This is a genomic window from Fischerella sp. PCC 9605 (assembly GCF_000517105.1).
In the GTDB taxonomy this organism is placed as follows: Bacteria; Cyanobacteriota; Cyanobacteriia; order Cyanobacteriales; family Nostocaceae; genus PCC9605.
Genome location: NZ_KI912149.1, coordinates 1,536,496 through 1,548,784, shown reverse-complemented (window position 1 = coordinate 1,548,784; position 12,289 = coordinate 1,536,496). Strand labels below are relative to the sequence as shown.

Annotated in this window: 11 protein-coding genes; all 11 read right to left on the bottom strand. The window is 39.8% G+C overall.

All coding sequences use genetic code 11. From position 1 onward, the window contains the following. Positions 1-15 precede the first annotated feature (15 nt). The 11 genes from FIS9605_RS0121715 to lhgO all read right to left on the bottom strand — a co-directional run bounded on the left by FIS9605_RS0121715 (position 16) and on the right by lhgO (position 12,286). The gene (locus tag FIS9605_RS0121715; RefSeq protein WP_026734475.1) at positions 16-1,116 is read right to left on the bottom strand and encodes a glycosyltransferase; all 1,101 of its coding nucleotides are present in this window, start codon (positions 1,114-1,116) and stop codon (positions 16-18) included. Between the two features lie 53 nt (positions 1,117-1,169). After that, positions 1,170-1,592 carry a hypothetical protein gene (locus tag FIS9605_RS0121710; RefSeq protein WP_026734474.1) on the bottom strand — a complete coding sequence of 141 codons (423 nt, stop codon included), beginning with the start codon at positions 1,590-1,592 and terminating at the stop codon, positions 1,170-1,172. Between the two features lie 427 nt (positions 1,593-2,019). Further along, positions 2,020-3,243: a glycosyltransferase gene (locus tag FIS9605_RS0121705; protein WP_035140083.1), complete on the bottom strand. Its 1,224-nt coding sequence runs from the start codon at positions 3,241-3,243 to the stop codon at positions 2,020-2,022. A gap of 598 nt (positions 3,244-3,841) precedes the next feature. Continuing rightward, positions 3,842-5,152: an NAD(P)H-dependent oxidoreductase gene (locus FIS9605_RS0121700; RefSeq protein WP_026734472.1), complete on the bottom strand. Its 1,311-nt coding sequence runs from the start codon at positions 5,150-5,152 to the stop codon at positions 3,842-3,844. Between the two features lie 262 nt (positions 5,153-5,414). Continuing rightward, on the bottom strand, positions 5,415-5,972 hold the full coding sequence (gene rfbC, locus FIS9605_RS0121695) for a dTDP-4-dehydrorhamnose 3,5-epimerase (protein WP_026734471.1): 558 nt from the start codon (positions 5,970-5,972) through the stop codon (positions 5,415-5,417). A gap of 89 nt (positions 5,973-6,061) precedes the next feature. Then, positions 6,062-6,907 (bottom strand): phytanoyl-CoA dioxygenase family protein, encoded by an 846-nt coding sequence (locus FIS9605_RS0121690; protein ID WP_035139994.1) that lies wholly within the window; start codon positions 6,905-6,907, stop codon positions 6,062-6,064. A gap of 50 nt (positions 6,908-6,957) precedes the next feature. After that, complete coding sequence (locus tag FIS9605_RS0121685) at positions 6,958-7,965, bottom strand: glycosyltransferase family 2 protein (protein WP_026734469.1); 1,008 nt, start codon at positions 7,963-7,965, stop codon at positions 6,958-6,960. A gap of 49 nt (positions 7,966-8,014) precedes the next feature. Then, positions 8,015-8,965, bottom strand: a complete 951-nt coding sequence (locus FIS9605_RS0121680; protein ID WP_026734468.1) for a glycosyltransferase family 2 protein — start codon at positions 8,963-8,965, stop codon at positions 8,015-8,017. A 297-nt stretch (positions 8,966-9,262) separates the two neighbouring features. Then, the gene (locus FIS9605_RS0121675; protein WP_026734467.1) at positions 9,263-10,291 is read right to left on the bottom strand and encodes an NAD-dependent epimerase/dehydratase family protein; all 1,029 of its coding nucleotides are present in this window, start codon (positions 10,289-10,291) and stop codon (positions 9,263-9,265) included. Between the two features lie 29 nt (positions 10,292-10,320). Continuing rightward, the gene (locus FIS9605_RS0121670; RefSeq protein WP_051470093.1) at positions 10,321-11,022 is read right to left on the bottom strand and encodes an acyltransferase; all 702 of its coding nucleotides are present in this window, start codon (positions 11,020-11,022) and stop codon (positions 10,321-10,323) included. A gap of 52 nt (positions 11,023-11,074) precedes the next feature. Next, entirely contained in the window at positions 11,075-12,286 is a 1,212-nt protein-coding gene (gene lhgO, locus FIS9605_RS0121665; RefSeq protein WP_026734465.1) for an L-2-hydroxyglutarate oxidase, read from the bottom strand. Positions 12,287-12,289: the final 3 nt, after the last annotated feature.

Below are 12,289 nucleotides of genomic sequence, written 5' to 3'. Positions count from 1 at the left end.
TCCTCAGCTAATCAATTAAACGAGTGATGGATTTAAGTTACAAGTTTGGTTAATAACTTGTTCAACTTTACTAAAGAAGGCTTGTTCTGAGAAATTTGATACTGCATAATTACGAATATAATCGTAATTCCAAGCTATTTCCCTGGCTTCTAGTAGTGCAGATTGTATGGATTCGGGCGTTTGCCTCTTAAAAAAGACTCCAGTTCTACCAGGTACTTGAGTATCTAATACTCCACCTGCACCATAGGCAATCACTGGTGTTCCACTGGCATTGGCCTCTACTGGAACTAATCCGTAGTCCTCTAGGGCTGCTACTATAACTGACTTAGCTTTAGCAAATAACTGCGTACGTTCGGCATCTGTGACGTGTCCTAAAAACTCTACATTGCTCAAGGCTTTAGATTGTAAGCGCTCCCGTTCTGGCCCATTTCCTGATATTAGTAGTCGCCACCCCAGCCAATTAAAAGCTTCGATTATTATATCAAGACGCTTGTAGCTGATCATCCGAGCGGAGGCGAGGTAGTAATCTTCTTTGGTATCTGCAAAAACGAACTTACTCGTATCTATAGGATAGTTAATAACAATGGCCTGCTTCGCGTAAGTTTGTTTGATGCGACGAGCTACAACACTGGAGTTGGCAATGTAAAGATCTGGTTCTTGTGCATATGTAAGATCCACCTTTCTCATGACTTGGAAGACTTGTTCGATGAGAGGAGCAAAATATCGATAGTCTCCGTACTCACGCAAATAGGTTTCTGTATCCCACAAAAAACGGGTGATATTGTGACAGAAGCAAATGTGCTTTGCTGAAGGTTTTTTTCGCACGGCCTTAGCAAAACTGGTGCTACTACTGATAATCAAATCGTAGTCTTGTAAATCCAAGGCCCGAAAGGCAGGAAAATAGAAAGGAGCCATGAGGCGAAAATGTTTAGCCGCACCAGGAATATTCTGTAAAAAGGTCGTGTTGACGATTCGCTCACCTAGATCGATAGTTTGCTCAGGGTCGTACACTGAGGTGTATATGTCTGCTTGAGGGTAGCGTTTGCAGAGTAATTCAAAGACCCTTTCTGCGCCCCCTTTCTGGGTTAAGTAATCATGTACTAAAGCAATTTTCATAGTATTCCTTGTGAATTTACTCTATACAACAGCTACACCCACTGCTTAGCCATTTACCCATCGTTGTTTTTAATACAGTTTGTCGGCAGAGAAATCCTGAAATGGTTTTTAAGATTTAAAAAAGTAGCTGTAAGTGTCCGGATTTTGTAAAGTTTTGATGAATATTTACGATTTGTGAAAACCATTAGGTGATCGCACTTAATCATACGTGCGAACAAATTTCTTGCTCTGTTGAGCATAAATGGGTCGGCAACAAATCCTGCACGAACATCTGATACATCTCGGCGGGTCAGAAAAGGGTTTTTTTGCTGATCTGGAGAATACAAATCAAATAAAGATTTGCCTATATAGATTCCGATTGACCATTGATTACACTTTTCGGGCACTCCTATCAGTGAGTTATTGAGTAACTTGGGCGGTGGTTTGTCGAGCAGCAACATCAACGGTTGTTTAATTAGCGCTTTTAAAGTCCTCATGTCGAAATTTTCCTTGAATTGAGCGAAAAAGTTTAGTATTATATGATGTTGTTTACGAAAACTTTAATTTGCTTTTATAAATTCGTAATGGGATATCCTGGCTTACACTGTATTTCTAAGGATATTCATGCACACCGGTGGATATACTTAACATTGCCTTGCATTCTTTTTGTAAAATTTTAGTTAAAATTGCGTATATTTTAGATAAGATATATCGTTAGAATGTGAATTTTGTATAGAGAATAGGCTTTGGATATCTCCGCTTGTGAATATTGAAATATTTCTTGCAGGCATAGAGACGAAGTAGAGACGCGTACGCCGCAGGCGTTCCCGCAGGGTAATTTCGCGTCTCTACTTCTGGATTCATATCTTTGATTCAGCAACGCCCGAACTTTCCTTAGTTAGGAAAACATACTGTTTAACAGCCTTATCCTTTTGCTAAAAGAGCAGGTTCTGGAACAGCAAGGTTTGCTTTGTGACTGTGAGATTTTTGAATTGTATCTATGGTATTTTTATAAACCTGAGCAAATCTTTCCCTTGTATGATTGGCTCTTGCAAACTCCCAAGAGTTTCTTGCCATCTGTTTTAGCTTTTGTGCAGGGAGGCTAGAAATCATTTGAATAGAACTCTTGATTTCTTCAATCGAGCATTCTTTGAAAATCACACCATAATCATCACTCACATCCACACTCGCTTCATAACTGACAAGTGGTATAAGACCTGCATGCATACAATTGATAACGCAACCACCACCACCTTCTGAACAGGAAGGATAGACAATACCAATACAACTATTAAGAATATTGATAAAATTCTGGCTGTCTAAATCAACCCATCCAACAGTATGAATATTAGGAGTTTGATAAAGTTCTTTGTAGAATTCTTTGACAAAATCCTCTTCTTTGTTGATTGGCCCACAAATAGTTAAATGATAGTCAGGCATTTGTGCAAAGGCATCTAAAAGCAAATCTAATCCTTTGTGAACTAGACCACCACTACCAAACCAGAGAAAATGCTTGCGACAAGCTTCAAAATCTTTTTCTTCTGGGCAAGGATAAGTTACTTGACTAGATATAGGAACACGATAGAGAGGTTTTTGAGTATATCTGTAGGTACTTAAAGTAAATTCATTACCCAGAACAATAGCACAGTCTGCATGTTCAATTGCTTTGTTAGGAGCCTCAAATCTACGAGGCATCAGAGTAACGCCCCGTCGTTGTTGTAGTGCCAGTATCCTGTTGGCTTCAGCGGCATTATGGAACAAAAGATGAGCTGTATCTGCATGGAATATTTTTATGCAATCTTTACTTAGGTATGGTGCGCTTCTTTGCAAATTCCAACGAGTTTCAATAAAAAATGCATAATCTTTTCGCGGAAGAAAGACGTCATTATCGAAACGAATCACATCTACACAATATCCCATTTCTAAAAAAGTCTTTGCCATTTGCAGGCATTCCCAATAGTGAGTGTGGGAAGTTGGAATAGGTTCACCTGGCTTTAATAGAAATGGTTTAAGAATATAGGAGATAAGTACATTACCTACGGCAGGACGATTTGGCTGGAGTGAAACTATTCTTTGTCTTTCCATGCGACCTTGTATTTTGCCTGCCAAAACAGTAATATTACTTGTTAAGCTCTTGATCAAGTTCATTTGTGCATACCCCTTATTGCCATGAATAATCAAAGTTTTTTGAAAACTTGATTGTTGAGTTCCTACTGACTGTAGCTGATGAAAGTTAAGACTGAAGATAGCGTAAATACAAATTTCATTATATTTACACAAATAAATATACAGGCTCCGCACTGAAAATTTCGGTAAGTAAGATCAGAAAAAACGAGTTATGACCAGGCGGTAAATTTACCGCCTGGTCAAGTCAGTTTTGGATGAATAAGGTTGGAGTGTTATATCAAGTTCTTTTAGTCACTTATAATAAAAAACCTCACCCCCATCCCCTCTCCTTGCCAAGGAGAGGGGTGCCAGAGGCGAGGTGAGGTTAAACGAGAATTATAAGTAATCATGCGAACTTGTTATTAATCTGTTTTACTAGTTTTAGCTAAAGGCCAAAACTTACTCATAGGCTAAATATACACATTGCAGAAGCTAGTGCAAGCTGCGCTCTGAGCTACTTAACTTAGAGTCTGCCACAAAGATTTTGACAGGCTAAGGGAGTTCGTAGTAAGTACTAAGCGTGCTTAAATGAGGGCTAAAGCCCTCACTACAAACCTATCAAAATTAGTGTGGTGGACTATTAGACTGCCGTCAGTGTTTTAGAAGAAGCGAAATAAGCATTTTGCTCTGCTCTGAGTTTGTCACAAAGCCTACCTGCTGGTAATTCCACATCATCATAGGTGAGAACTTGATCCTTGGGAATATCTCGCTTGAGACGGCATCCCTCAGCTAAACCCATAGGTAGGAGATTTTGTTGTTGGACTATGTTAGAGTTTTCACACTGTCCGTAGGTCATGTAATAGCCTATGCCATCTAAAGTTTCCCCAGCTTTCAAGTCAATTTTGGCAGTGGTGACAACATCGACAATGGGGGCACCCAAAGGACTGAGAACGTAATCTCCGAAGAGAACTGCACGTGCAACAGAGATTGGCACTTCAAAGTGACAAAGGTGATAAGGAGTATAGAAACTATATAAGGGGCCTTCACCTAATTTGTACAAGTTGAGGTAATGACGTTGTTTGGGATCGTCGTGAGTGCCAAAAACAAAAACTCCCGGGCCGGGTTTTGCACCAACGACGTAATCTACTATGCCGCCCAATTCTTTGAGTTGTTCAACGTCATACATTTTGGTCATTTCATCAACATGACCGTCGAAATTGTATCCCAGCATTCCCCGTTTGGCAACCTTCATCCCTGTGGCGTTAGCAACGATCGCCTGCTCAAAGGAAATTTTTGTGCCGTCAGCAAAGCTAGTGACCATGTGGGCTTTTTGTCCCCAACGCTTAGCAAATGCTTCTTGGGTGGTTGGGTTGCGATATGGGTCTTGCAGGCCTTTGATATTACCACACAACAGAGGAGTTAGACCTATACTTTTCACAAAGCGGTAGAGGTTCATTTGTACCCCTGGCTGGTCGCCATCACAGGCGGTGAGGATGACACCTGCTTTGTCAGCGTACACTTTCAGAATTGAACCGATGGTGCCATCGAGTTCGGCATTCATCATAATCACGTGCTTGCGATGAGCGATCGCTTCCATAATTACATGAGCGCCAAACTCAACTGCGCCTGTCACCTCTATTAAAGCATCGATGCCTTCAGCCCGGCACAATAACATCGCATCTTCGGTGACTGCATAGCCGCCACTGGCGATCGCATCTTCTAATTCGGTGACAGTCGAAGCAACCTTAAAATTCTCAATTCCCGCTTCTGAATAGGCTCGTTTTGCTGCATCAATACTGCGGTTAGAGATAGCGACTAACTCCATGCCGGGAACGGAATTAGCAATTTGATTGGCAATTCCTCGACCCATAAAGCCAGCACCGATCATCCCAACTTTAATGGGGTTGCCAGCTTCTGCACGAGCAGCTAAAGCGCGATCGACAATAATCATTATCTAAACTCCTGTAGAAATTGTCTGTTTATTCTTGAAGGAAATAAAGAAGTGTGATCTCACTTCTTATTGGTATATTTCACTAGAGAAGGTTGTTTCTCCATAGAGAAACAACCTTGAGAAATTGCATATACTTGATGTGCTTTTTATCTTTGTGAAGATAAAAGATATAAAATAGCCAATGTGATTGATAGATCTAGTTGGTATATGCATTCCCAGATTCATTCGCTCAACTAATCAATTTTCTAGAGCAGTTAAACATTTATCTAGGTTGCGTACCACCGACACTCATCATTCTCATCAAAGGCCAATTTGCATCTTTCTCAGAAATTTCAGTTACTTCTAGAGGCCATTGAATGTTAAAAAATGGATCGTCATAGCGCAGACCCCTTTCATACCCTGGTGTGTAAAACTCCCCGACTTGATACACTACTTCCGCCCCATCGGTGAGTGCTTGATAGCCGTGAGCAAACATTTCCGGTACATATAAAGCACGATGGTTTTCTGCGGTTAGTTCCACACCAATATGTTGCAAGAAAGTGGGTGACTCAGGACGCATATCAATAATTACGTCGTAGATAGCGCCTTGAGTACAGCGAACTAATTTAGTTTCCGCTGCTGGGGAAATTTGATAGTGCATTCCCCGTAAGGTTCCTTTTTTATAGTTGAAAGACAAATTGCACTGAGCAACTGCTGGCTTTAAACCATGTGCCTCAAATTCTTTAGCGCAGAAAGTGCGAGCGAAGAAACCACGATGGTCGTGCTTTTGTTCTAGTTCAATAATATATGCGCCTTTGAGTTCGGTTTCGATGAAAATCATTGACAACCTCGTTGAATGAATATGATTTGGTTAGTGGTTAGTGGATAGTGGTTAGTAGTTAGTGGTAGATAACTACTAACTACTAACTATTAACTATTAAGTAATTCTGATGTTTGGCGTAATTCTGGTTTGGGGAAAGTATCGTCCCAGTACTGAGTACAAAGTTCTGGTCGTTTGGGTGGGTTAGCGGTGTACACAAAAAACAGTGCTGACCTTTCTTCTGTTCTAAGAGTTCCGTGATGCAAGGCAGTTTTTGGATCTGCAAAAATCACAGTTCCTGCTGGCCCGGGACAGGATTTCCAAGCTGACTTGGGAATAATTTCTTGCAATTGTTCATCGTTGATTCCTAAATATCCTGACTGCCATAACTTGTAGTAAATGCGGTAGTAATTCAAGCTATGTAAAGGAGTTAAAGATAACGGAACGTATTCAAAAGGCCCGTGTTTTTCTTCTACATCAGTCAAATACATAATGACTTTGACCATCCGGCGATCTTCTGAATCTTTATGCCACAGCAGCGTACCAAATTGATTTTCATTGGGAAAATCTTTGCGTAAATGTACACCTTGAAAGGTGACAGGAAGACCGATATAATTTTCGACGATATTGAGTAGTTTTTGTTCGCTTCCCCAGGTAAAAAATTCTGGTAAATCTGTAACTGTGTAAATTTGCGGTAGTCTTTGAGCGATCTGACTATTTTGCACTGCTGCCATTGTGGACAGTTGATTGCGAGCAGCATTAAGCAAATTGGTAGTGGAATCTAACCCCAGATCGGCGAGTGTAGTAACGTAAACTCCTTCGCGTTTGAGAGCGTCAACAATTACGCGATCGCGCTCTGCAATTGCGGGTAGATTTTTAATATGCTTACCAAGAGCAAATCTATAGTCAATTTCGGAGTTTAATGCTGTTACTTTATTTTTGATAGCGTTAAGCATCAGATGATTACCTCATGCATTAGATATATTTTGGATATTGTTTTTGCAGCTTATTGTTGATATTTTCTTAACCTGGAAGTAGACTGATTATTTGTTTCTGCTATTTCAATGTTTTTAGCTGCCATAGCGTCAAAAGCAGATAGGCTGACTAAAGCAAAAAAGGGAAGTGCTGTTTGTAGGGCGAATACAGGCCATCTTCTCAAAGCACCTAAAAAGACTTTGAAATTAGCATCTTTAAAGCTCTTTAAAATCATCTGTCGGCAAAATAGCTTAGAATAGCCATTTTCTTCTAGTTTCATCAGCACTTCAGATGTATGTTTGTATTGCATCAATAATGCTGACCTTGGCTCTTTTTGCCAATAACTCACGCCGACAACGCATTCAAGATAGGTATCTTTAGTTACAATGGTTCTCCCATTAGCAGCACAAAAACCAGCTAAATATGCCAAAGATATCCAGTTATCTGCGGCGTTTGGCCAGATTTGCAAAGCGCGTTGTACGATATCAGTTCGATAAATAGAAGCAGTGAGGAAAATTACAGCACCAATACTTTTGAAAAAACAATGTTCAAAAATGGCTTTACCGTCACCATTGCCATCTTCGCTATCAATATCAAACCAGCGATTGCCAACTATTGTTGGTGGATGGACTGGTTCACCTGTGATTTTGTTCCGACCAGAAAAGTTGAGAAATAATAATGATAAATCTGGATGTTGTTTGATTTTTGTAATTACGTAAGGAACGGCTCTGTCCTGAATCGGATCGTCATCGCCAATAGTCCAAACATATTTTGTAGTAGCGCTTTTGATGCAATGAATGATATTTTTCATTACACCTAAATTTTCAGGATGTCTAGAATATTTAAATGTGACGTGGCTGAGTATTTCTTGCCACTTCTTAATAACTTCCTGAGTATTGTCAGTGGAACAATTATCGGAAACAAAAATTTCACATTCTGATTCAATACCTTTGATAGCTTGAGCCAGCCACGCCAATTGCTTGTCAAGTAATTCGGCACGGTTGTAAGTGGGAATGGCAATGGTGAGTAATTTGTTCATATTGGAGTTATTTGCATTTTTTGATTAGTTCTTGGTTGATTTTGTACTTTCATGATTTTTTATCTTCCATTTGATTTACCACATAAGAAGTAAAAAGTGAATCAAATAAATATCTTATGTAACGCATCATCGCTTCAATTGCTATTAAAGGCCATCTTCTGAAAGCTCCTAACAAAACTCTCCAATTGAATTTAAACAAGCAACCTAAAACCATTTTTCTACTAAAATTATTGGAGTATCCTATTTTTCTTAGTCTGAGCAAAACTTCAGGTATATCTGCGTATTCTAAGGTAACGAGTAACTTGGGGATTTGCATAAAATAATGAGTGCCAGCAACACATTCTAGATAATTGTCTTTGGTTACTTTGACACTGGCATGATAAGCACAAAAGCCAGTCCAATATATTTGAACAGCCATGTTATTTAAACCAGAAGACCAATTATCAATCGCCCGCTGTGCTAAATCTGTTCGATACACAAGAGCAGTTGTCAGCCCCACACCACCAATGCTTTGCTCTGCACATCGTTCAAACAAAATTTTGCCGTTTGTACTTAATTCGTCATTCTCAATATCAAAGCAACGCGGCTCAAATACTTCACCTGTTTTTGCATCGCTTTTAGAAAAGTTTAAAATTATTAATCCTAAGTCCGGATTCTCAATTAAATTATTTACTATGTAAGATATGGTATTGTTAAAAATTTTATCATCATCACTGATTACCCAAACAAATTTGCCCTTAGCAGCCTTAATGCAAGAGGCAATATTTCGGACTGCACCAATATTTTCGCTATTTTTTTTGAGTTGAAACTCTGTGTTGCTGAAAATAGGTTGCCACTTTTTAATTACGTTGGGAGTGTCGTCTTTTGAACAGTTGTCAGAAACTATAATTTCGCATTGTGATTCAAAGTTTTTGATGGCTTGAGCCAACCATGCCAGTTGCTTGTCAAGTAATTCGGCACGGTTGTAAGTGGGAATGGCGATGGTGAGTAATTTGTTCATACTTGGATATATTCGTATTTGTCTAAAAACACAAAAAACAAAATTAGGTACAATGCTAAAGGAAAGCATCATTTCCCCTGTAAGACAATACGTTTCAGTTAACGTTTTTATCCCCCTATCCCCCCTTTTTAAAGGGGAGAAATAAAGTTTTGAAGTCCCCCTTGGCAAGGGGGATTTGGGGGGATATTCAAGAATGAAATTCTGCTACATGAACTATATTGCCCTAAAAGAGAAGTCCGAACCAAAATTTTTGATTCGGAAGCTTCAAAAGATTTTACTGCCATTCAGTTCATCTGGCTATTTCTTAGCCCAGAAGAAATCTTGATCAATTTGCTGAGTGCGAATTAGATACTCTAGCTGCTTTAAGCGAGTAAAGCCTCTAGATAAGAAAATATCTTCTGTCATGTCAATTTGGGAAAATAAATCAAATAATTGTTTAGCACCCTGTTCGGCATTCCAATCACACTTAAAGCCAGGTAGCATAGTATTAATTTTCTCGAACGAAACCCGATAACTGCGATTGTCTGCTCCTTGAGAGCCAAAACTTAATTGACAGCCAGGGAAAACATCAGCAATAATTTCAGCTATTTCTTTAACTCGATAGTTATTTGCAGTATCTCCAACGTTAAAAATTTGGTTATGTACAATGTCACGAGGAGCTTCGAGAGTACAGACAATAGCCTTACAAATATCCAATGCGTGGACTAGTGGACGCCAAGGTGTACCATCGCTAGTCATTTTGATTTCTTTAGTAGTCCATGCCAAACCCGCCAAGTTGTTTAAAACAATATCAAAGCGCATCCTGGGGGAAGCACCAAAGGCTGTGGCATTCCGCATAAAGGTAGGAGAGAAATCATCATCAGCTAATGGTTTGACATCTCGCTCTACTAGTGTTTTGCATTCTGCGTAAGCTGTTTGGGGATTAACAGGAGATTGTTCTGTAACGTCTCCTTCTGTTGCTACACCATAGACACTACACGAAGACATGTAGACAAAGCGACGCACTCCTGCTTCTTTTGCCAGTTTGGCAAGGCGAACTGAACCTTTGTGGTTAATATCGTAGGTAATATGGGGTGCAAGCTGTCCAGTGGGATCGTTGGAGAGTTCTGCCATGTGAACTACTGCTTCGACACCTTGCAAATCTTCAAGGGTAATATGACGGATATCTTTGTTGAGAGTTTTAGCTGTGACTTCAGTACCGTGGTACAACCAACCAACTTTATAAAAGCCAGTGTCTACACCGATAACTTCGTGTCCCCGTTGAATTAACAGGGGAGGTAATAATGAGCCAAGATAACCTTCTGTTCCAGTTACTAGTACTTTCATTGATTAAAAAAATCCTTTGTGCTGATTGGTTAAGTTTGATTACGTTTAGAAATAACCCGAGCCGGTACACCAACTGCAATTGAGTAAGGAGGAATATCTCTGTTTACTACTGCTCCTGCTCCGATGACGCTTCCCTGACCAATGGTGACACCATCTACTACTGTCACCCCATGACCGAGCCAACAGTCATCCCCGATTACAACTCCCTTTTTTGTAACTCCCTGGGCTGCAATTGTTAGGTTTGGGTCTGCAAAAGTATGACTGTTACCGTATATTCCTGTATGTGCAGCAATTAAACAGTTTTTACCGATTTTAATGTTGCCATAACCTGCAATGCAGGTATACAAACCGATGTATGTACCTTCGCCAATTTCGATATAGGAATCTTCTAATGTTCCAATATCAACTCCACGTTCAAGAAAAACTCTAGAACCAATAGAAACTTTATTGTTTTCATGACCTAGTGCATTGATGCGTACGCCACTAGAGATTTTCACTCCGTCTCCTATTTCTATACCTGAAGTTCCGTAAAATTTGACATCAGTTTCAATGTAGACGGAACTACCAAACGCAGCAAAAATTAAAGGATACACTCCTTGTCGTAATTGTACTCCTAAGGCAATTGCTGGTACTTTCTCTAAAAGCGTTGTTATTAAGACCTCCTTGATACGGTCTAGTTTAGAAGAAGTTCTTGGTTTTCCCCAACTGTTTGCATCAGCTATAATGTTCATATTAAACGCCTGATAACCAATGTGCTTTTTTATTTATCAAGCACTTATGGTATCAGGCTATCATGGTTCGTAGGTGCTGTTGCTGGGGAATTTGGGCGACTATGGCTTTACCAATTTCAATTGAAGAAGTAGCCGCCGGGGAAGGAGCATTGCATACATGAACTGTGTTTTGTCCATGAATAATTAAAAAGTCGTCCACCAACTTGCCGTCATTCATCAACGCCTGAGCGCGAACTCCGGCGTGGGTGGGGATTAAATCATCAGATTGGACTTCCGGAATTAATTTTTGCAAACTTTTTGTAAAGGCTGCTTTACTAAAGGAACGAATAATTTCCTGGATTCCTTCGTCGGCGTGTTTTGCTGCTAATTTCCAAAAGCCGGGATAGGTCATGACTTCAACAAAGTCACGCAAGTCAAAGTCAGTTTTTTTATAACCTTCGCGCTTGAAACTGAGAACAGCATTTGGTCCAGCGTGGACGCTGCCGTCAATCATCCGGGTAAAATGGACGCCCAAAAAGGGAAAATCTGGATTAGGAACCGGATAAATCAAGCCCTTGACTAAATAACGTTTTTCTGGCTTCAGTTCGTAATATTCTCCCCGAAAGGGTACAATTTTTGCTTGGGGATCGACTTTACCTAATTTGGCAATGCGATCGCTATGTAATCCAGCACAATTGATAACAAAGCGAGTTTCAAAAGAGCCATTATTTGTTTCTAGTACTAGATTTTCACCACTAGCAACTATATTCTCAACTCTTGTATTAAGTCGCAGTTCACCTCCCTGTTGTGCGATGATTTCAGCATATTTTAGACAAACTTGCTTATAGTTTGCAATTCCAGTTGAATATACATGAATTCCACCTACACAGCTAACGTGAGGCTCAATTTCTTTAACTTCTTCAGGACTAATTCTTTTTACTTTAATACCATTCTCTAAACCTCGCTGATACAAGTTTTCTAAGCGAGGTAGTTCTTCTTCATCTGTGGCAACAATTACCTTACCACAAACTTCATAGTCAATCCCATGCTCTTGGCAAAATTCCACCATTGAGCGACAACCGTCACGGCAAAATTTAGCTTTAAAACTTCCTGGTTTGTAGTAAATACCAGAGTGAATTACGCCGCTGTTATTGCCTGTTTGATGAAATGCCCACTGACTTTCTTTTTCTAATACTAGAATTCGTGCATTGGGATATTGTTTACATAAAGCCATGCCGGTGGAAAGACCAACAATTCCTCCACCTATGATTGCAAAATCGTACATTGG

Coding starts and splice junctions, on each gene's coding strand:
- FIS9605_RS0121715 (WP_026734475.1), bottom strand. CDS start 1,116: ATGAAAATTGCTTTAGTACATGATTACTTAACCCAGAAAGGGGGCGCA.
- FIS9605_RS0121710 (WP_026734474.1), bottom strand. CDS start 1,592: ATGAGGACTTTAAAAGCGCTAATTAAACAACCGTTGATGTTGCTGCTC.
- FIS9605_RS0121705 (WP_035140083.1), bottom strand. CDS start 3,243: ATGAACTTGATCAAGAGCTTAACAAGTAATATTACTGTTTTGGCAGGC.
- FIS9605_RS0121700 (WP_026734472.1), bottom strand. CDS start 5,152: ATGATTATTGTCGATCGCGCTTTAGCTGCTCGTGCAGAAGCTGGCAAC.
- rfbC (WP_026734471.1), bottom strand. CDS start 5,972: ATGATTTTCATCGAAACCGAACTCAAAGGCGCATATATTATTGAACTA.
- FIS9605_RS0121690 (WP_035139994.1), bottom strand. CDS start 6,907: ATGCTTAACGCTATCAAAAATAAAGTAACAGCATTAAACTCCGAAATT.
- FIS9605_RS0121685 (WP_026734469.1), bottom strand. CDS start 7,965: ATGAACAAATTACTCACCATTGCCATTCCCACTTACAACCGTGCCGAA.
- FIS9605_RS0121680 (WP_026734468.1), bottom strand. CDS start 8,965: ATGAACAAATTACTCACCATCGCCATTCCCACTTACAACCGTGCCGAA.
- FIS9605_RS0121675 (WP_026734467.1), bottom strand. CDS start 10,291: ATGAAAGTACTAGTAACTGGAACAGAAGGTTATCTTGGCTCATTATTA.
- FIS9605_RS0121670 (WP_051470093.1), bottom strand. CDS start 11,022: ATGAACATTATAGCTGATGCAAACAGTTGGGGAAAACCAAGAACTTCT.
- lhgO (WP_026734465.1), bottom strand. CDS start 12,286: ATGTACGATTTTGCAATCATAGGTGGAGGAATTGTTGGTCTTTCCACC.